Genomic DNA, 19562 nt, shown 5'->3' on the forward strand with positions numbered 1-19562 from the left:
TAACCCCGCAGGTAATCGAACAGCTGGCATCCGCGACATGACGAAGGGCGCTCCCGGAGGAGGTCTCCGGGAGCGCCCTCAGCGGCCTGCTGCGGTGGCCGTCAGCCGTTCTTGATGCGGTTGGTCAGCTCGGTGACCTGGTTGTAGATGGAGCGGCGCTCGGCCATCAGATTGCGGATCTTGCGGTCCGCGTGCATGACCGTCGTGTGGTCGCGGCCGCCGAACAGCGCGCCGATCTTCGGCAGCGACAGGTCCGTGAGCTCACGGCACAGGTACATGGCGATCTGCCGGGCCGTGACGAGCTGGCGGCCGCGCGAGCTGCCGCACAGGTCCTCCACCGTGAGGCCGAAGTAGTCGGCGGTCGCGCTCATGATGGCCGTCGAGGTGATCTCCGGCGTCGCGTCGTCGCCACCGGGGATCAGGTCCTTCAGGACGATCTCCGTCAGGCCCAGGTCCACCGGCTGCCGGTTGAGGGAGGCGAACGCCGTGACCCGGATCAGCGCGCCCTCCAGCTCGCGGATGTTGCGCGAGATCCGGGACGCGATGAACTCCAGCACCTCCGGCGGGGCGTTCAGCTGCTCCTGCACCGCCTTCTTGCGGAGGATCGCGATGCGGGTCTCCAGCTCCGGCGGCTGGACGTCGGTGATCAGACCCCACTCGAAACGGTTCCGCAGCCGGTCCTCCAGCGTGACCAGCTGCTTGGGCGGCCGGTCGCTGGAGAGCACGATCTGCTTGTTGGCGTTGTGGAGCGTGTTGAAGGTGTGGAAGAACTCCTCCTGCGTCGACTCCTTGTCCGCCAGGAACTGGATGTCGTCGACGAGCAGGATGTCCATCTCGCGGTACCGCTTGCGGAAGCTGTCGCCCTTGCCGTCGCGGATGGAGTTGATGAACTCGTTGGTGAACTCCTCCGAGCTCACGTACCGCACGCGGGTGCCCGGGTAGAGGCTGCGCGCGTAATGCCCGATCGCGTGCAGCAGGTGTGTCTTGCCGAGCCCGGACTCCCCGTAGATGAACAAGGGGTTGTACGCCTTCGCCGGTGCCTCGGCGACGGCGACCGCGGCCGCGTGCGCGAAGCGGTTGGAGGCGCCGATGACGAAGGTGTCGAAGAGGTACTTCGGGTTCAGCCGCGCGGTGGGCTCACCCGGGCCGGTCGCCGGCGCGGGCTGCGCGGCCAGCGGGCCGGGCGCACCGGTCGTGGGCAGGTTCGGTCCGACGGGGCCGCCGCGATGCACGTGCCCCGAGCCGGGCGGCGGCTCGGGCAGTTCCCGGCGGACGGGGTCGCGCTGGTCGTACTCGGCGCGAGGCGTCTCGTAGTCGGAGCGCGGGGGCTCGTAGGAGGGGCGCTCCATGGACTGGGGGCGGTAGTCCTGGGCGGACGAGCCGTAGGCGTCCTGCGATCCGCGGGGCCCGTACGAGTCCTGGGAGCCGTGCGATCCGTGGGAGCCGTGCGATCCCTGCGATCCCTGCGATCCGTGGGATCCGTGGGATCCGTGGGATCCGTGGGATCCGTGGGATCCGTGGGATCCGTAGGAGTCCTGGGGGGAGCCGTACGAGTCCGGGGTGCCGTAAGAGTCCTGCGAACCGTAGGTGTCCTGGTTCGGTGACGCGTACGGGTCACGTTCGGGGAAGCCGAGGCGCTGCTGCTGCCACCCGTAATCGTCCTGCGTGGGCCGCGGCCAGGAGCCGGGCTCGGGGCGCTGGTACTCGGACGGGTAGGCGGGACGGGCGGTGGGCAGTTGATCTCCGCGCGTAGGCGGGTGCTGGTCGCCGGCCGTTCCCGGCAGTGGGTCGGCGCGGTGGCGGCCGTACCCCTCGTATCCGTCGCGGTCCTGGCGCTCGTATCCCTCGCGTTCCTGGCGTGCGGCCGGGAGCTCGGGCTCCTCGTAGCGCGGCTGGGGCCGGGCCGGGGGCGCAGGGGTGGCCGGGGGCTCGCCCGCGGAGTCGTCGACGGTGATCGCGATCCGGATCGGGCGGCCGCACTCACGGCTCAGCGTCTCGCTGACGATCGGCGCGAGGCGTCCCTCGAGTACGCCCTTGGCGAATTCGTTCGGTACGGCGAGCAGGGCGGTGTCCGCGACCAGGGCCAGCGGCTGGCAGCGCCGGATCCAGTGCTCGTCCTTCGTCTCGACACCCTGGCCGCGACCTTCTCCGAGGAGTTGCTCCAGTACGCGTGGCCACACTGCGGCAAGATCGGCAGGTACGTCAGCCACAGGGCACGCTCTCTCACAGGTCCCACGAACGTGTGGTTCTGGGACGGGTCGGGATGTCATCCGGGTGGCGGGAGCAAACCCGCTGGGGCAGGGACAAGGGAACGAATCGGAGTTCCGTCACGGTAGTCAGGGCGGCCGGTACGGTTCAAGTTGTTGTCCCCAGCCTGTGGACAAGTGTCTCCCGGCGACTCCTGGTTTGACCGGATGGCGTAGCCGCGCGTACCGTAACCAGGTCGAGTTGTCGATGGCTGCTGCCGCCTGCCTCCGATGGGCACAGATCATTTGGGTGATCGGTCAGCGGTGCACTCGGGCGTAACTGCGAGCTACTCGTGGGCGCACGGTGACAGCCAGGACGGCACCCCGCAACTACCGATTTCTTCTGGAGCCCCCGAGTGAGCAAGCGCACCTTCCAGCCGAACAACCGTCGTCGCGCGAAGACCCACGGCTTCCGGCTGCGTATGCGCACCCGTGCCGGCCGCGCGATTCTCGCGTCCCGCCGTAGCAAGGGTCGCGCCCGTCTGTCCGCCTGATCTCGATCAGGTCATGACGTCGTGCTGCCCACCGAGAACCGGCTGAGGCGGCGCGAGGACTTCGCGACCGCGGTACGGCGAGGGCGTCGGGCAGGACGCCCGCACCTCGTCGTCCACTTTCGAAGCGGTGCCACGGACCCGCATGCGCCTGGGGAGAGCGCTCCCCCGACGCGTGCGGGTTTCGTCGTGAGCAAGGCGGTGGGTGGCGCGGTCGTACGCAACAAAGTGAAGCGCCGGCTTCGCCACCTGATGCGCGAGCGAGTCGCCCAGCTGCCCCCCGGTAGCCTGGTAGTCGTACGAGCGCTGCCCGGATCGGGCGACGTCGACCACGCACAGCTGGCCCGAGACCTGGATGCCGCTCTCCAGCGGTTGCTGGGAGGGGGCGCGCGATGAAGTACCCGCTGCTGGCTCTGATCAAGCTCTACCAGTGGACGATCAGTCCGCTGCTGGGGCCGGTCTGCAAGTACTACCCGTCGTGTTCCCACTACGGCTACACGGCCATCGACCGGCACGGTGCCATCAAGGGAACGGCACTCACGGCCTGGCGCATCCTGCGGTGCAATCCGTGGTCGCTGGGCGGTGTGGACCATGTCCCGCCGCGTAAGCGCCCGCGGTGGCACGAAATGCTGCGTAACGCGTGGCGTGCACGCAAGGGCGGGACCTCCGCCGGCGAACCGGCCACCGAGGGACAGACTTCTCCCACAAGTCAGTCCAGTCCTTCGAGCCCGGCCGCAGAGACACCGTCCCATGCCCAAGGAGCATGATTAGTGGACACGATTGCCAGCCTCTTCAGCTTTATCACCACACCCGTCTCCTGGGTCATCGTCCAGTTCCACTCGGTGTACGGCGCCATCTTCGGCCCCGACACCGGCTGGGCCTGGGGCCTGTCGATCGTGTCCCTGGTGATCCTCATCCGTATCTGCCTCATCCCGCTCTTCGTGAAGCAGATCAAGTCGACTCGGGCCATGCAGACGTTGCAGCCCGAGATGAAGAAGATCCAAGAGCGCTACAAGAACGACAAGCAGCGTCAGTCCGAAGAGATGATGAAGCTGTACAAGGAGACGGGCACCAACCCGCTCTCCTCGTGCCTTCCCATCCTGGCGCAGTCGCCGTTCTTCTTCGCCCTGTATCACGTGCTCAACGGCATCGCGACGGGCGACACCATCGGCGTGATCAACCAGAGCCTGCTGCAGAGCGCGCAGAAGGCGCACATCGTCGGGGCTCCGCTGGCCGCGAAGTTCACGGACAGTGCCTCGAAGGTGGAGGCGCTCGGCGCCTCGCTCACCGACGTCCGTGTGGTCACCGCCATCATGATCGTCCTGATGTCGGCCTCGCAGTTCTTCACCCAGCGCCAGCTGATGACGAAGAACGTCGACACCACGGTGAAGACGCCGTTCATGCAGCAGCAGAAGATGCTGATGTACGTCTTCCCGGTCATGTTCGCCGTCTTCGGCATCAACTTCCCCGTCGGTGTCCTCGTCTACTGGCTGACCACCAACGTGTGGACCATGGGCCAGCAGATGTACGTGATCCACAACAACCCGACCCCGGGTTCCAAGGCCCAGGCCGCGTACCTGGACCGCCTGACCAAGCACATCACGCAGCACGACAAGGTCGGCCGGCGCCGGGACCGGGTCATCGTCAAGGCCATCGTGGCCAAGGGACGCGACCGCAACGAGTTCGAGCGCAAGTTCATCAACGGCCTCAGCAAGGCAGGCCTCGTGGCCCAGGCCGACGGCACCGTGATCAAGGGCGACACGGCGGCCGTCGCGCAGACTGAGGACGGTACGCCGACCACCGCTGCCCCGAAGCGTCAGCAGCCCAAGCGGCAGAGCAAGTCCCAGCGCCAGCACGGTGGCGCCGCCGGCGCCAAGGCGGCCGGTGAGCACGAGCCGAAGACGTCGCTGACCAAGTCCGACGAGCCCCAGGACGCCAAGCCCGCCGCCGCTGCCCAGAAGGGCGGAGCGAAGCCCGCCGGCGGTACCCGCAGCAAGGCCCAGTCCGGACAGCGCAAGGGCCCGCAGCGGCCCAAGTCCCCGTCCAAGAAGTAAGAAGGAGTCCATCCCGTGACGGAAGGCACCACCTCCGCCGCTGCCGAGGGTGCAGACACCCTGACTCGCCTGGAACAGGAAGGCGAGATCGCGGCGGACTACCTGGAGGGTCTGCTCGACATCGCCGACCTCGACGGCGACATCGACATGGACGTCGAGGCCGACCGCGCCTCCGTCTCGATCATCAGCGACACGGGCGGCCGCGACCTGCAGAAGCTGGTCGGCCGTGACGGCGAGGTGCTGGAGGCGCTCCAGGAGCTCACCCGCCTGGCCGTGCACCGGGAGACCGGCGACCGCAGCCGTCTGATGCTCGACATCGCGGGGTACCGGGCACAGAAGCGCTCCGAGCTGTCCGAGCTGGGTTCCAAGGCGGCGGCCGAGGCCAAGAGCAGCGGTGAGGCAGTGAAGCTGAAGCCCATGACGCCGTTCGAGCGCAAGGTCGTGCACGACGCGGTCAAGGCCGCCGGTCTGCGCAGCGAGTCCGAGGGCGAGGAGCCGCAGCGCTTCGTCGTCGTGCTGCCCGCCTGATCGGCCCCCACATTTCCGGCCCCGTCTGTTGCGCAGGCGGGGCCGAACTTTGTCAGCCTTGATAGTTCTGGTGGTTCTGGTGTCGGCGCCGGGTGCGCTGACGCGGTACGGAAGGACGGTCCCCCGTGACGGAGGCAGCGGAGCTTCCCCCCGCGCCCGAGCAGGCGCGCGAGGTGTTCGGTGATCGCTTCGCGGATGCGGTGCGGTACGCCGAGCTGCTCGCTGAGGCGGGCGTACAGCGCGGCCTCATCGGCCCGCGTGAAGTACCCCGCCTGTGGGAGCGGCATCTGATGAACTGCGCGGTGCTCTCGGAGGTCGTGCCCGAGGGCGTGACGGTGTGCGATGTGGGCTCCGGTGCCGGTCTTCCCGGCATTCCGCTGGCGCTGGTCCGGGAGGACCTGAAGATCACGCTGCTGGAGCCGTTGCTGCGGCGTACCAACTTCCTCACCGAGGTCGTGGAGCTGCTCGGTCTCGATCATGTGACCGTGGTGCGCGGCCGGGCCGAGGAGGTCATGGGGAAGATCCAGCCCGTCCACGTGGTGACGGCTCGAGCTGTCGCACCCCTCGACCGTCTCGCCACATGGGGCATCCCACTGCTGCGGCCCTACGGGGAGATGCTCGCGCTCAAGGGCGACACCGCCGAGGAAGAGCTGAAGAGCGCGTCGGCGGCCCTGAGTAAGCTGGGTGCGGTCGAGACGTCCATCCTGCATGTGGGGGAGGGCGTGGTGGACCCGATGTCCACGGTCGTACGGGTCGAGGTCGGGGAGAGCCCCGGCGGTGTGCGCTTCGCCGCGAAGCGCGCCAAGGCGGCTCGCACGGGGCGTGCACGCCGACGCCGCTGATCCGTCCTGCGGACGAGACGTACTCCACACAAGCTGCCAAACCTACGCATGCCGGAGTGTCGCGCCGATCCGGCCGCGGCTGCTGTGCATCGTGTTTCACGTGAAACGTCGCTCACTTCTGCACGGCATCATCAGTCGTGGCCGCGCTGCGGCCGAACCCCGCGACCGTAAGCCTCTTGGGTCACTCGATGAGGGATCTGAGTTGTCCACAGAGGTGGATTTCTCCACAGAACGCCCGGCCTCACTGGTTCATGACCCCGAAGACATGGGAGGCTCTGTTCATTGCGAGCCTGAAGTCGAGGAGAGTGAATCCTTGCGGTCCGACGCCAACATCGCGGGACCGATGACCGATCCGGTCCCCGGTCCCCGTACCGAGTCGATGGGGGCGGATGTTTCACGTGAAACACCGCCTCCGATGGACGACACTCCTATCGGTCGTGCTGCCCAACTGGCGGTGGAGGCTCTGGGCCGCGCCGGCGAGGGCCTGCCGCGGCCCGAGCAGACCCGGATCATGGTGGTCGCCAACCAGAAGGGCGGTGTGGGCAAGACGACGACGACCGTCAACCTTGCCGCGTCGCTGGCCGTGCACGGCGCCCGGGTTCTGGTGGTCGACCTCGATCCACAGGGCAATGCGTCCACCGCGCTGGGCATCGACCATCACGCGGAAGTTCCGTCCATCTACGACGTGTTGGTGGAGAGTAAGCCGCTCTCCGAGGTCGTCCAGCCGGTTCCCGATGTCGAAGGCCTCTTCTGCGCTCCGGCCACGATCGATCTCGCCGGTGCGGAGATCGAGCTGGTGTCCCTGGTGGCCCGGGAGAGCCGGCTGCAGCGCGCCATCCAGGCGTACGAGCAGCCGCTGGACTACATCCTCATCGACTGTCCGCCCTCTCTCGGCCTCCTGACGGTCAATGCGTTGGTGGCGGGCCAGGAGGTCCTCATCCCGATCCAGTGCGAGTACTACGCACTGGAGGGCCTGGGCCAGCTGTTGCGCAACGTCGACCTGGTACGGGGGCACCTCAACCCCGCCCTGCATGTGTCGACCATCCTGCTCACCATGTACGACGGCCGGACGCGCCTCGCGTCCCAGGTCGCGGACGAGGTGCGCACCCACTTCGGCGACGAGGTCCTACGGACGAGCATCCCCCGTTCCGTCCGTATCTCCGAGGCGCCGAGTTATGGGCAGACGGTACTGACCTACGATCCTGGATCGAGTGGTGCCCTCTCCTATCTTGAGGCGGCACGAGAGATTGCGCTGAAGGGCGTTGGCGTCAGCTATGACGCGACGCACGCTCACATCGGCGCACAGCAGAACGACCCGAGCATGGTGGAGGGCATCCAGTGAGCGAGCGACGGAGGGGGCTGGGCCGTGGTCTCGGCGCACTGATCCCTGCTGCGCCGACGGAGAAGTCGGTGGCTCAGGCTGCGGCGGGAGCCGCTTCGACATCACCCACGGCAGTCCCCGCGCTGCCGAACGACCGTGGGGTGGCGGCGGCGAAGGTGGCAACTCTGCCGCCTGTTTCACGTGAAACAGAAGAGCCGGCACAGCCCGCTGCTCCTGCCGCGCCGGCCGCGCCTGCGGCGCCGATCGGTGCGCACTTCGCCGAGATCCCCCTCGACGCCATCACACCGAACCCGCGGCAGCCGCGTGAGGTCTTCGACGAGGACGCGCTGTCCGAGCTCATCACCTCCATCAAGGAAGTGGGGCTCCTCCAGCCGGTTGTCGTACGGCAGGTGGGACCGGCCCGCTATGAGCTCATCATGGGCGAGCGCCGCTGGCGGGCCTGCCGTGAGGCGGGGCTGGAGGCGATCCCGGCCATCGTGCGGGCCACGGACGACGAGAAGCTCCTCCTGGACGCCCTGCTGGAGAACCTGCACCGCGCCCAGCTGAACCCGCTGGAAGAGGCAGCCGCCTACGACCAGTTGCTGAGGGACTTCAACTGCACGCACGATCAGCTGGCGGACCGCATCGGCCGATCCCGCCCGCAGGTCTCCAACACCCTGCGCCTGCTGAAGCTTTCGCCGGCTGTGCAGCGTCGGGTCGCCGCCGGGGTGCTCTCCGCCGGCCACGCGAGGGCACTGCTGTCCGTCGAGGACTCGGAGGAGCAGGACAGGCTGGCGCACCGCATCGTGGCCGAGGGGCTTTCGGTGCGGGCCGTCGAGGAGATCGTGACGCTGATGGGGTCACGGCCTCAGAAGGCCCAGCGGCCCAAGGGCCCCCGTGCCGGTGCCCGGGTCTCGCCTGCCCTGTCCGAACTCGCCACGCGGCTTTCGGATCGTTTCGAGACGCGAGTGAAGGTCGACCTGGGACAGAAGAAGGGCAAGATCACCGTCGAGTTCGCCTCCATGGAGGACCTCGAGCGGATCCTCGGCTCACTCGCTCCTGGCGAAGGGCCCGTCCTGCAGACGAGTCTCCTGGAGGGAGACGCCGAGGACGACGAGTCCTGAGACTCCGACAGGAGCCTCCCCTGTGCCTCCGGCAGAGCGGGCCGTGTCCGGTGTGTGCCGGAACGTGGCCCGCTCTTTCCTTTCTGGTGGTATCGATGGAATCACATCGTGGATACGATGCGTTCGAGTACGGCGTGACCCACCCGGTAGCTCCTCTGAGAGGGAGGCAGGGGCCATGCGAACGATGAGCCGGACCGGACTGGTGAGCGCCGGTCTGGGACTGGGAGCGGTCGGTGGGTTCATCGGCAGCCTCCTCAAGGAACGGAGCGCTCTGACAGCCGCCCGCGACGCGGCGGGAGAAGGAAGCGAGGAACAGCCTTCATGGGGCGCCGGCTCGTACCGCTCACGTTGGACAACCTTCAGGACCTTCCCAAGCGCTGTCGCACGTGTGTCTTCTGGGAGCTCGATCCGGTCAGCGGTGAGGCCGCGGTAAAGGCGGGCACCCCCGCCCTGGAGAAGGAAGCCTGGATCTCAGCCGTCCTGCTGGACTGGGGATCCTGCGGTCGGGTCGTCTACGTCGATGACGTGCCGGTGGGCTTCGTGCTCTACGCCCCTCCCGCCTACGTACCCCGGTCCATGGCGTTCCCCACGAGCCCGGTATCGCCCGACGCGGTTCAACTGATGACCTCGTTCATCGTTCCCGGCTACCAGGGGCAGGGGCTCGGACGGGTGATGGTCCAGGCGGTCGCCAAGGATCTGCTGCGGCGGGGCTTCAAGGCCATCGAGGCGTTCGGGGACGCGCGCTGGAAGGAACCGGCCTGTGTGCTGCCCGCCGACCACCTTCTGGCGGTGGGCTTCAAGACGGTCCGACAGCACCCCACCTATCCCAGGCTCAGGCTGGAATTGAGGTCGACGCTCTCCTGGAAGGAAGACGTCGAGATGGCGCTGGACCGGCTGCTGGGAGCTGTGCAGAAGGAACCGGCGCTGCGACCGCTGTAGAGGCAGGCAGACAAGCGAATGGGCCAGCCCTTCCGGGCTGGCCCATTCGTGTTTCACGTGAAACATCCACCGTCGGTGCGGTGGCTTCGCCGTGTCACTCCGCGATGAAGTCCTCGAGGTCGCGAACGATCGCGGCCTTCGGCTTCGCGCCGACGATGGTCTTGGCGACCTCGCCACCCTGGTAGACGTTCAGCGTCGGGATGGACATGACGCCGTACTTGGCGGCCGTACCCGGGTTCTCGTCGATGTTCAGCTTGACGACCTCGATCTTGTCGCCGTACTCGGCGGCGATCGCTTCGAGGGACGGCGCGATCTGGCGGCACGGACCGCACCAGGCGGCCCAGAAGTCCACCAGGACGGGCTTGTCGCTCTTGAGGACGTCCTGCTCGAAGGAGTCGTCGGTCACATTCTTCAGGGTGCCGGCCACGGCGGGCTCCTTAACTGGTTGGTGCGTGGGGCGGGTAGGGAGGAGGTCAGACAGCGGTCTTCTCGGGCTCCGGCTGCTCCTCGTCCGAGAGGGCGGCGAGGAAGCGCTCGGCGTCGAGAGCGGCGGAGCAACCGGTCCCGGCCGCGGTGATCGCCTGACGGTAGGTGTGGTCGACCACATCACCGGCACCGAAGACACCGGTCAGGTTCGTACGCGTCGACGGCGCGTCCACCTTCAGGTAGCCCTCTTCGTCCAGGTCGAGCTGGCCCTTGAAGAGCTCGGTGCGCGGGTCGTGCCCGATGGCGATGAAGAGACCGGTCACCGGCAGGTCCGAGAGCTCGCCGGTCTTGAGGTTGCGCAGCTTCAGACCCGAGAGCTTCGGGTCGCCCTGGATCTCGGCGACCTCGCTGTCCCATACGAACGAGATCTTCGGGTCGGCGAAGGCGCGCTCCTGCATGGCCTTGGAGGCCCGCAGGGTGTCGCGGCGGTGGACGATCGTCACGGACTTGGCGAACCGCGAGAGGAAGGTGGCCTCCTCCATGGCGGTGTCGCCTCCACCGATCACTGCGATGTCCTGGTCCTTGAAGAAGAACCCGTCACAGGTGGCGCACCAGGACACCCCACGACCGGAGAGGGCGTCCTCGTTCGGCAGGCCGAGCTTGCGGTGCTGCGAGCCCGTGGCCACGATGACGGCCTTGGCCCGGTGGACGGTACCGGCCGTGTCCGTGACGGTCTTGATCTCACCGGACAGGTCGACGGCCACGATGTCGTCCGGGACGAGCTCGGCACCGAAGCGCTCCGACTGGGCGCGCATGTTGTCCATGAGCTCCGGGCCCATGATGCCGTCCTGGAAGCCCGGGAAGTTCTCCACATCGGTGGTGTTCATGAGCGCACCACCGGCGGTGACGGCGCCCTCGAACACCAGTGGCTTCAGCGACGCGCGCGCGGTGTAGAGCGCCGCCGTGTAGCCGGCGGGCCCGGAGCCGATGATGATCACGTTACGGACGTCGCTCACGGCTTGATTCCTCGTCTCTGGACTGCGTCGTTCGACCGGTGGGAGCTTCTCTCGGAACTCTCACCCCACCCAACGGATCCTAAGGGGCTCGCATTCCCACTGTGTCCGGGCACACGGAGATGTGGACACCGTGCGGGTAACCACGCGGAGGGGTGAGAAGCCCTCCCTCAGGAGGACGGGTAGGAGCGCTGCAGAAGGATCTTTCCGGTGGCGGCCGACGCCGAGTGATCCACACAGGTCGCGTCGACGATGTAGGCGGTGACCCGGGTGGCGTCGGAGGCGTCGGGAAGCAGTACGAGCATCGCCTTCTTCCCCTCGTACCTGCCGTTCTCGACGGCGAGGGCGGCGTCCTTGCGGCCGATACCGTCGCGGACACAGCCCGGCACAGTGGGCTCGCTGAAGACCCTGGGGTGGTTGGTCCCGGCGGTCTCCGCGCCGAGCGGGGTGCGGGAGCTGCGTCCCTCGCTCTTGTTCTCGGCCAGGAGGTCGGTGACCTGCTTCTGCAGCTTTCCTTCGGAGAAGGTGTCCCCGGCGGTGGTCTGCCGCTCGCCCGCCGTGTCACGCGACGGTTTGCCGTCGTCGAGTGACGACAGCAGAACGGAGCCCAGCCCCAGGGCGGCGACGGTGAAGACGGTCCCCAGGACGGCGATCCTTCGGCGCCCGCTCCGGGTGCGCCCCTTGCGGCCGGGGCCGGTGGTGGAGGAGCGGGGACGTCCGGTGGGCCGGTCGACGGTCACCGATGTTTCACGTGAAACACGCAGATCGCTGTCGTCCTCGGAGGGGGAGGAAGCACTCACCGGCGCCGGGCTCTCTTCGGGCTCGGGTTCCCTGGCGTTCAGCAGGGCTTCGGCGGCGAGAGCGGCATCGATGCGGCTTGCGACATCGGCCGGCATACGCGGCGGGCCGGGCAGTGCACCGAGCAGTCCGCGGATCTCCTCCAACGAGGCATGGACGTCCGCGCAGAGTTCGCACCCGTCCAGGTGCCGGCGTACGTCGCTGCTTCGGGACGGCGGGAGCAGGCCCTCGGTGAGGTCGGAGATCTCCGCGACGTCCGGGTGCCCGGCCATGTCTGTCGTCGACGTCACGCTCGTCCACCTCCGCCCTTCACTGCAGCTGAGTCGCTCGGTCCTGTGTCCGGTGGTCCCGCCTGGCGCGGTCCCGCTGCGGGTGGGACGGCTGGCTCCTGCGTCCGGTTCCGTTCTCCGCCCGGCTTCTTGCCGTCAGCGTTGCCGTCCGGCCGCAGATGGGTGAGCAGCGGCAGGAGTCTGGCTCTGCCACGCGCACAGCGGCTCTTGACCGTGCCGGTCGGTACGTCGAGGATGCGGGCGGCCTCCGCGACCGGGTAGCCCTGCATGTCCACCAGGACGAGCGCCGCACGCTGGTCGGCCGGCAGGGTTCCCAGGGCCTTGATGAGCTGCCGGTGGAGATCGTTGCGCTCGGCGGGCGCGGAAGCCGACTCGTGCGGCTCCAGCAGCTGCTCCAGGCGCTCGGTGTCGTCGACGGGCGAGGTCTTGCGGGAGGCCGCCTTGCGGGCGCGGTCCAGACAGGCGTTCACCGTGATCCTGTGCAGCCATGTCGTGACGGCCGACTGGCCCCGGAAGGTGTGTGCGGCCCGGTAGGCGGAGACAAGGGCGTCCTGCACCGCGTCAGCGGCCTCCTCGCGGTCTCCCAGCGTCCGCAGGGCGACGGCCCAGAGACGGTCGCGGTGCCGCCGCACGAGCTCACTGAAGGCGTCGGGGTCGCCTTCCACATGGCGGGCGAGCAGGTCCTGATCGCTCACTCCGTCATACCCGGTGCCGTCTGCCATCGGCCTCCTTCCTCGAGGCAGATGCCGTCAGCTGGTCACCTTGATGTCCGCCACCCTGCCGCGCCACTTTCCGTCGTCCGCCTGGACCGGAAGGTCGGTCAGCCACACGAGGAGGTACCGAGTCTTGAGGGACTTGTCCGGCTTGAGTGCGACGGTCGTCCCCGAGCCGTCGGCGACCTTCGAGTACGCGTCGAAGGACGTGGGCTCCGAGCCCGCGTCGGAACCGGCGCTGCGCAGTTCGACCGAGGTGTCCCCCACGAACTTGACGGTCACCTTTCCGACCTGCTGGACCTTGCCGAGGTCGAGGATCACGCCGACGCCCGACTTGAGCCGGCCGAAGTCGGAGCTCTCGTAGTAGCTCGTCTGCCAGTACGAACTGGGATCGTTGTCGTCGACCTTGTCGATGTCTTCCGGATTCTCGGATCCGTCCGAGCCGAACGGGTCGAAGTCGCGGACTCCCTCGATGGCGACGGGCTTGCCGCCCACGGGCTTCTTCGGGCTCTTGTCGTTCCCGTCGTTCGTCTGGGTCCGGCCCGGGTCCTCGGTCTTGCCGCCTTGGTCCATGAGGGCGTCGGCCAGCTGCCAGCTGCCGAGGCCCAGTGCGGCGATCAGGAGCGCGGAGACGGCCCACTTCAGTGCCTTGCCCGTGCGGCTCTGCAGCGGGGGCGGCGGCGTCGGGACCGGCTGGGTGGCGCCGGGGTGCGGGGTCTGGCGGCCGTAGGTGCCCTGCTGGTACGTCGTGCGCTGGTACTCGGGCGGGGCGGTGAACGCCGGCTCCGGCGGGCGGATGCGGGGCATCTCACCGATCGCCTTCACCAGCTCTTCCGGCGTGGTGCACGGCGACTCGTGCCGGGACGCGGTGGCGCCGTCGTTGGCGAGCGCGCGCATGGACAGCTCGGACAGACCGCGGTGCACACCGGCACGCACCTGGTCGGGCGCGATCAGCCCGATGTCCTTCGGCAGGCCCGAGAGGCCGTAGGCGTCGCTCTCGTACGGCCAGCGCTGGGTGAGCGCCGCGTACAGCAGGGCGCCGATGGCCTCGGTGTCGGTGCGCTGCGGGGTCTCGGACGAGATGCCCCGCAGGGCGGCGTTCACGGCGAGGCCGCGGATGCGCCACTGGCCGGTGGAGGCACGCAGGACGGCGTTGGGGTTCAGCCGAAGGTGTGCGAGGCCCTCGCGGTGCGCGGCCGCCATGGCGGAGGAGACCTGGGTGACCATCTGGTAGGCGTCGTACGGCTCCAGTGGCCCGGAGGCGAGAAGTGTGCTCAGTTCGGTCGCGTCGGGAAGCCACTCGTGGACGACGTAGACGAGGTCGTTCTCCTCCACCGCGTCCAGCACCTGCACGAAGCGCGGGTCGCCCAGGAGGGCCGAGGAGCGGGCGGCAGCCAGGACGGAGCGGGCCCGTGAGTGGTCCGCGGGCAGAATGTGCACGCCGACGGCGCGGCGGAGTTTCTCGTCCACGGCACGCCAGCTGCTGAAGCCGTCCAGACGGGTGACGCACTCCTCGAGGCGGTAGCGTCTGGCGAGCTTGTGACCACTGTGCAGTTCAGGCGGCGAGGTTTTTCCGGAACCGTCGGCCCGGGTGCTCTCCTGTACCTCGTCGCTGTCCGTGTCCCGCTCCCGGTTCTTGGCCACCCCGTCGGCCGTGGACTGGTCCGCTTGTGCGGTCAGCGACGTCTCGTCGCTGTTGTCTGCCACGTCGACGGCAGCCGTGCTCCGTTCCGCCACCGTCGTTCCTGCCTCCCCATCCATTGCGCGCCGTCCGACGCCGAAACCAATTGTGCCCACAGTCCGCCGCTATGCACGACACGCGGTGGCTGACGATGGTTGTGCGCCTACCCCTCGTCTCAGCGTCCCAGGCGTCCGCGGACCATGCCGACCAGCGAGTTGAGTTCCTCGATGCGCATGCGGCGGGCGGCGACGAAGAAGACCCCGAGGAGAACGGCGCCACCGGCCAGCACCGCGGCGAGCGAGCCCGCGACACCCTGGCCGAGCGTGTGGCCGATGCCGTAGCAGGCCGCTCCGCTGAGCAGGGCGGCCGGGACCGAGGCGATGCACAGCCGGGCGTAAGTCCGCAGCACCCGGGCGCCGTCGAGGTCCCCGCCCAGCCGCTTGCGCAGGCGGCGCCAGGCGACACCGACGCCGATCGCGTAGGCCAGCCCGTAGGAGGCGGCCATGCCGACCACGGCCCAGCGCGGCGGGACGACGAAGTAACAGACCGCCGAGGCGCCCGCGTTGACCGCGGCCACGATGACCGTGTTGTAGAAGGGGGTCCGGGTGTCCTCGTAGGCGTAGAAGGCGCGCAGGACCACGTACTGCACGGAGTACGGGATCAGACCGAGGCCGAACGCCATCAGCATGTAGCCCATGTTGGTTGCTTGGCTGGTGCCCGAGGAGCCGAACATCAGCGTGCACATCGGGATGCCGATCGAGAGGAAACCGAACGCGATCGGCACGATGGCGACCGCCGTGGTGCGCAGGCCCTGGGAGATGTCGTCACGGACGGCGCCGCCGTCGCCCTCGGCGGCCGAGCGCGACAGGCGCGGCAGCAGGGCGGCCATGAGGGAGACCGTGATGATGGCCTGCGGCAGGCCCCAGATCAGCTGTGCGTTGGCGTAGGCGGAGAATCCGGTGCCGTCGACGGGCGAGGCCTTGCCCGCCGCGGTGGACAGCCAGACGACGATCATGGCGCCGGCCTGGTTGGCGAGGACGAACAGGACGGTCCACTTGGCGAGCGTGATGGCCTTGCCGAGGCCCTGGCCCTTCCAGTCGAAGCGCAGCCGCAGCCGGAAGCCGGTCTCGCGCAGGTAGGGGATCATCGCCAGCGACTGGACCACCAGGCCCAGCAGCACACCGATGCCGAGGAGACGCTGGCCCTCCGCCGGGATGGTGGTGACCTTCATCCTGGAGTCGGCGGCGGTGCCGTAGACGTAGATGAACATGCCCAGCGTCACGATGATGACGATGTTGTTCAGGACCGGGGTCCACATCATCGCGCCGAACTTGCCGCGGGCGTTGAGGATCTGGCCCATCACCACGTGGACGCCCATGAAGAAGATCGAGGGCAGGAAGTACTGGACGAAGGTGATGGCGACCTGGTTCGCCGCGGGGTCGTCGGCGATCGAGGGGGACATCATGCGGATCAGCAGCGGGGCGCCGAGGATTCCCAGCGCGGTGAGCCCGCCGAGCGCCACCATGACGAGGGTCAGCAGTCGGTTGGCGTAGGCCTCGCCGCCGTCCTCGTCGTCCTTCATGGCCCGCACCAGCTGCGGCACGAAGACGGAGTTGAGACCGCCGCCGACCGTGAGGATGTAGATCATGGTCGGCAGCTGGTAGGCGACCTGGAAGGTGTCGCCCAGGAAGCCGACGCCGATGGCCGACACGATCAGTGCGGAGCGGACGAAGCCGGTGAGGCGGGAGACCAGCGTGCCCGCCGCCATCACGGCGCTGGACTTCAGCAGGCCGGCCGCGCGGCCGCCCTTCTTCGGTGCGGGCGCGGCGGGCTCAGGGGCATGGGTGTCGTCCACCGCAGGCGTCTCCGCGGTCCCGCCGGGTGCCGCGTACGGGCCCTGCGCGTACGCGCCCTGTGCCGCGTACTGGCCCTGCGCCATCGGGCCGGAGGCCGGGGACGGGCCGGGGACCGAGGGCGACTCGTACGAGGGGTGACCGCTGTTCTGCTGCTGGTCCCGGAAGAGATGCGCGAACGCGTCGGGTTCCTGCTGCGGCTCGCCCGCCTGGGAGACGAGGTCGTCCACACCCACGAACTGTGTGGTCCGGGCGGCATCACCGTAGGGCAGGTGCCGTGTGGGGCCCTCGGGCTCCGGAGCGGGTGTCTGGGCCCACACCTGCGGGTCGGGCGCGTAGGGCGACTGCGGCGGCTGTGCGTACAGCTGCTGCTGGGGCTGATAGGTGCCCGGCGGGGGCGGCGGGTGCGCGGCACGGTCGTAGAGGGCCTCGGCGACCGGGTCCTGGGCGGCAAGGTCCTGTGCCCGGTAGGGATCCTGGTCGTAGGCGTCCTGGAGGTACATGTCCGCGGGCGGCGGCACCTGGCCGTGCTCGGGCGGCGAGCCCTCGGGCGCGCCCGACTCGGGGTAGCCCGAGCTGCCCACGGCACGGCCGTGGTCACCGTCGTACGGCGCGTTCATGGTTACCCCACCTCATCGTCCCCGGCCCACCGGCCACGACATCTCAACGGTCCACTCTCTCACCCGGGCCGGACGGGTCTGCGTTTTCCGCCGCGGTGTCCGGGGCCGGGTCACTCCGCTGCTCGGGGGCCTCTGCCCCTGGGCCGGCCTGTGACTCCTCCTCGAGACGCTCGCCGGGGGCTTCCGGGTTCTGCGCGGCGCCGACCTGGCCTTCGGCGTTGTCGTCCTCCCCGGCGGCGTCGTCCTCGGCGGTCTCGCGGGCGGCGGCGCGCTTGCGCTGTGTGTACATCCGGAAGCCGGCGAGGACCAGGAGCAGGACGCCGCCGCCGATGACCAGCATCACGGTGGCCGTGACCTCGGTGACCTTCACGTCGAAGGTCACGGGGCCGCCGTACTTCTGGCCGTCCTCGGTGTAGAGCTGGGCGACCACTTCAGCCCGGCCGTTGGCGTTGGCGGACGTGGTGAACTTCACCGACTGGCTGTGGCCGCCGTTGACGGTGACGGGCTGCTCGTCGTAGGCGGCGCCACCGATCTTGAGCCGGGTCGGGTTCTTCGACGTGAGCCGCAGTTTCAGGTGCTCGACGCCCTGGACCAGGTTGTTCTGGACGGTCACGGGGATCGTGGCGCTGCGGCCGGAGAGTTTGGTCTCCGACTTCTGGATCAGCTTGACCCCGTCGATGAGCCCGTCGAGGTACGACTCGATGCCGACGCGGTACCCCACCCCCGCGATGCCCTGGCCGCGCCACGAGACGGACATCTCGCGGTTCATGGCCCGCCCGAAGGGGGTCACCACCCGGGACTGGCGGGTGAGCACCACCTTGAACTTGTCGAGCTTGTTCTGCGTCCTGGCGATCTGCTCGAAGGCGGCTCGCGGCAGTTCCTGCTTGCGCAGCGAGGACGGGTAGGCGGAGGCCGAGGGCACCTTCGTGTTGGCCGACGGGTCCGGCTTGGCCTTCGCGGCTGCCGCCAGGTCCTGCGACTCGGACCAGTTCCCGAGCCGGAGGGCCTTGAGCGCATCGGCCATGGCCTGTGCCTGGTGCACGGTGGGCATGCGCTGCGGCGCGACGACCACGCTGCGCTGTTTGCCGGTCTGCAGGCCCAGGGCCAGGCTCTGGGCCAGGAAGCGCTGCTCGGCGAGCGTGGACGCGGAGGCCTTCGTCAGGTCGCCCTGGAACGCCGTGGACATCCTGGAGTCCGCGACGACCGCCGTGGTGCCGCCGCCGATGGGCCGGGCCGCGGAGGGCGTGTACGACAGGTCGTCCTGGAGGCTGTCGCTGCGGGCGATCACCTTGTCGGCGCCCGCGGAGGTCGCGACCTTCATGATCGACGGGTCGACGGCTCCGTTCACCGGCCACGCGAAGTCCGTCGACGGCTTCACGTGGAGGATCGTCGGGATCGTGTTGTCGATGACGTCGGTGGCTTCCTTGAGGTGGCTCAGTGTGCCGGTGACGTTGGTCCCGTTGTGGGCGACGGAGGCGAGGTCGGGGTCGCCGTACGGCAGGGCGACGACCTCCTTGCCTGTGACCGCCTGCTGGAGCTCGGCCAGCCAGCGGTTGGCGACCGCCTGATGGGTGCCGGCGGTGCTGGTGCCGTCAGCGCCGCGGACCTGGTAGCTCTTCGTCATCGCGTCGACGGACGCCAGCAGGTCCGGGTCGATCACCCAGGTGACGTCGAGCTCCTTGGCCAGCGACACCATCTGGTCGAGGCGGCCGCCCGGGGAGATCTCCTTGGCGAGCTCGTCGTCACGGAAGACCGGCGTCTGCTGTTCGTTCGACCCCGTCTCGGCCGCCATGTGCGCCGAGGAGACGAGCGGCCACAGGAACGTGGTCTTCGTCTTGGTACCGGCCTCCTCCGGCTGCCACGGCAGGAACGTGCGCTGGACGCCGAGGACCCGGTCGTAGGGCTGTGCGGTGGTTCCTCCGGAGAGCGCGACGGCCAGCTGGTAGACACCGTCCGCACCGAGGTCCAGCTCGTCGGCCGGCACAGAGATGTTGAACGGCTCCGCGACGCCGGGGGTGAGCTTGGGGAACTTCTCGGTGTACTTTCCGCCGACCGCCTCGCCGAGGGGGCCCTGGACGTCGTCGCTCTTCTTGGCGAGGGTGTCGATGCCCGAGCGGGTGTCGAGCGCCGGCCCCACCCGCAGATCGACATGGGCGTCGTTGACGGCTTGCTTGCCGTTGTTGGTGACCGTGCCCGCCACGGTCACCGTGTCACCCTCTGTGGGGGCGCTGGGACTGAGCGAGTCGACCGCGACGGACACCGAGCCCGCGCCGGAGGCAGCCTGCGGGGCCTCCTGTCCGGCCGCGTCCGCCGGGGCGGCGGCGGGCAGCTGGAGGAGTCCGGCCAGCAGGGGCGCACCGGCGAGCAGTGCCCCGGTGCGCCGTAGCCACCGGCGGGCAGGTGAGGCACTGGTCCCCTGGAAGTCTGCCGCCTCGGCCACGCGCTCGTCCGTCCCTAGTCGTCGTCAGTGGTCGTCGGAATGTGCGTCCACGCATGGTAACGATGCCCGCTGAGGGGAAGTGCCGCGGTCCGTTCCACAAGATCACGGCCCGGTAATCTGCTGTCTGGTATGTCGCCCTATGGGCTCGGGCGGTTCCTTGCATCGCAAGAGCAGCTCTTGTGC

Annotated in this window: 17 protein-coding genes; 9 read left to right on the top strand and 8 right to left on the bottom strand. The window is 68.9% G+C overall.

Going from position 1 to position 19562, the window contains the following annotated elements; genetic code table 11:
• Window positions 1-101: 101 nt before the first annotated feature.
• Window positions 102-2270 (bottom strand): chromosomal replication initiator protein DnaA, encoded by a 2169-nt coding sequence (gene dnaA / locus ABEA82_RS12395; RefSeq protein WP_425588513.1) that lies wholly within the window; start codon window positions 2268-2270, stop codon window positions 102-104.
• 332 nt (window positions 2271-2602) lie between these two features.
• Between dnaA and rpmH the strand changes: the two genes are divergently transcribed.
• From rpmH to ABEA82_RS12440, 9 genes are all read left to right on the top strand, one after another.
• Window positions 2603-2740, top strand: coding sequence for a 50S ribosomal protein L34 (gene rpmH / locus ABEA82_RS12400; protein WP_003956500.1), 138 nt, complete (start codon window positions 2603-2605; stop codon window positions 2738-2740).
• A gap of 21 nt (window positions 2741-2761) precedes the next feature.
• Window positions 2762-3133 (top strand): ribonuclease P protein component, encoded by a 372-nt coding sequence (gene rnpA, locus ABEA82_RS12405; RefSeq protein ID WP_345661461.1) that lies wholly within the window; start codon window positions 2762-2764, stop codon window positions 3131-3133.
• Entirely contained in the window at window positions 3130-3504 is a 375-nt protein-coding gene (gene yidD, locus ABEA82_RS12410) for a membrane protein insertion efficiency factor YidD (protein ID WP_345661462.1), read from the top strand. Before rnpA ends, yidD begins: the two co-directional genes overlap by 4 nt.
• A gap of 3 nt (window positions 3505-3507) precedes the next feature.
• A complete protein-coding gene (yidC, locus tag ABEA82_RS12415) occupies window positions 3508-4791 on the top strand; it encodes a membrane protein insertase YidC (RefSeq protein WP_345661463.1) in 1284 nt (427 codons plus the stop codon).
• Between the two features lie 15 nt (window positions 4792-4806).
• On the top strand, window positions 4807-5319 hold the full coding sequence (locus ABEA82_RS12420; protein ID WP_345661464.1) for a Jag family protein: 513 nt from the start codon (window positions 4807-4809) through the stop codon (window positions 5317-5319).
• Between the two features lie 125 nt (window positions 5320-5444).
• Window positions 5445-6161, top strand: a complete 717-nt coding sequence (gene rsmG, locus ABEA82_RS12425) for a 16S rRNA (guanine(527)-N(7))-methyltransferase RsmG (protein WP_345661465.1) — start codon at window positions 5445-5447, stop codon at window positions 6159-6161.
• A 265-nt stretch (window positions 6162-6426) separates the two neighbouring features.
• On the top strand, window positions 6427-7503 hold the full coding sequence (locus ABEA82_RS12430; protein ID WP_003991507.1) for a ParA family protein: 1077 nt from the start codon (window positions 6427-6429) through the stop codon (window positions 7501-7503).
• A complete protein-coding gene (locus tag ABEA82_RS12435) occupies window positions 7500-8606 on the top strand; it encodes a ParB/RepB/Spo0J family partition protein (RefSeq protein ID WP_345661466.1) in 1107 nt (368 codons plus the stop codon). Before ABEA82_RS12430 ends, ABEA82_RS12435 begins: the two co-directional genes overlap by 4 nt.
• A 321-nt stretch (window positions 8607-8927) precedes the next feature.
• Window positions 8928-9545, top strand: a complete 618-nt coding sequence (locus ABEA82_RS12440) for a GNAT family N-acetyltransferase (protein ID WP_345661467.1) — start codon at window positions 8928-8930, stop codon at window positions 9543-9545.
• Between the two features lie 94 nt (window positions 9546-9639).
• On the opposite strand, the gene trxA is transcribed toward ABEA82_RS12440, so the two are convergent.
• From trxA to ABEA82_RS12475, 7 genes are all read right to left on the bottom strand, one after another.
• Window positions 9640-9972, bottom strand: a complete 333-nt coding sequence (gene trxA, locus ABEA82_RS12445; RefSeq protein ID WP_003991504.1) for a thioredoxin — start codon at window positions 9970-9972, stop codon at window positions 9640-9642.
• A gap of 46 nt (window positions 9973-10018) precedes the next feature.
• Window positions 10019-10987, bottom strand: coding sequence for a thioredoxin-disulfide reductase (gene trxB, locus ABEA82_RS12450; RefSeq protein WP_345661468.1), 969 nt, complete (start codon window positions 10985-10987; stop codon window positions 10019-10021).
• A 167-nt stretch (window positions 10988-11154) separates the two neighbouring features.
• On the bottom strand, window positions 11155-12072 hold the full coding sequence (locus tag ABEA82_RS12455) for an anti-sigma factor family protein (RefSeq protein WP_345661469.1): 918 nt from the start codon (window positions 12070-12072) through the stop codon (window positions 11155-11157).
• On the bottom strand, window positions 12069-12794 hold the full coding sequence (gene sigM, locus ABEA82_RS12460) for an RNA polymerase sigma factor SigM (protein WP_345661470.1): 726 nt from the start codon (window positions 12792-12794) through the stop codon (window positions 12069-12071). The genes ABEA82_RS12455 and sigM overlap by 4 nt, the downstream gene beginning before the upstream one ends.
• Window positions 12795-12821: 27 nt before the next feature.
• The gene (locus ABEA82_RS12465) at window positions 12822-14522 is read right to left on the bottom strand and encodes a protein kinase family protein (RefSeq protein WP_345661471.1); all 1701 of its coding nucleotides are present in this window, start codon (window positions 14520-14522) and stop codon (window positions 12822-12824) included.
• A 119-nt stretch (window positions 14523-14641) separates the two neighbouring features.
• The gene (gene murJ / locus ABEA82_RS12470) at window positions 14642-16939 is read right to left on the bottom strand and encodes a murein biosynthesis integral membrane protein MurJ (RefSeq protein ID WP_345661472.1); all 2298 of its coding nucleotides are present in this window, start codon (window positions 16937-16939) and stop codon (window positions 14642-14644) included.
• A gap of 43 nt (window positions 16940-16982) precedes the next feature.
• Window positions 16983-19379: a DUF6049 family protein gene (locus ABEA82_RS12475; protein ID WP_345661473.1), complete on the bottom strand. Its 2397-nt coding sequence runs from the start codon at window positions 19377-19379 to the stop codon at window positions 16983-16985.
• Window positions 19380-19562 lie beyond the last annotated feature (183 nt).

This window comes from Streptomyces venetus, assembly GCF_039540295.1.
GTDB lineage: Bacteria > Actinomycetota > Actinomycetes > Streptomycetales > Streptomycetaceae > Streptomyces > Streptomyces venetus.

Excerpts from the sequence above, each read along its gene's own strand:
- dnaA (WP_425588513.1), bottom strand. The coding sequence starts at position 2,270 with ATGACATCCCGACCCGTCCCAGAACCACACGTTCGTGGGACCTGTGAG.
- yidD (WP_345661462.1), top strand. The coding sequence starts at position 3,130 with ATGAAGTACCCGCTGCTGGCTCTGATCAAGCTCTACCAGTGGACGATC.
- ABEA82_RS12430 (WP_003991507.1), top strand. The coding sequence starts at position 6,427 with ATGGGAGGCTCTGTTCATTGCGAGCCTGAAGTCGAGGAGAGTGAATCC.
- ABEA82_RS12440 (WP_345661467.1), top strand. The coding sequence starts at position 8,928 with ATGGGGCGCCGGCTCGTACCGCTCACGTTGGACAACCTTCAGGACCTT.
- sigM (WP_345661470.1), bottom strand. The coding sequence starts at position 12,794 with ATGGCAGACGGCACCGGGTATGACGGAGTGAGCGATCAGGACCTGCTC.
- murJ (WP_345661472.1), bottom strand. The coding sequence starts at position 16,939 with ATGAACGCGCCGTACGACGGTGACCACGGCCGTGCCGTGGGCAGCTCG.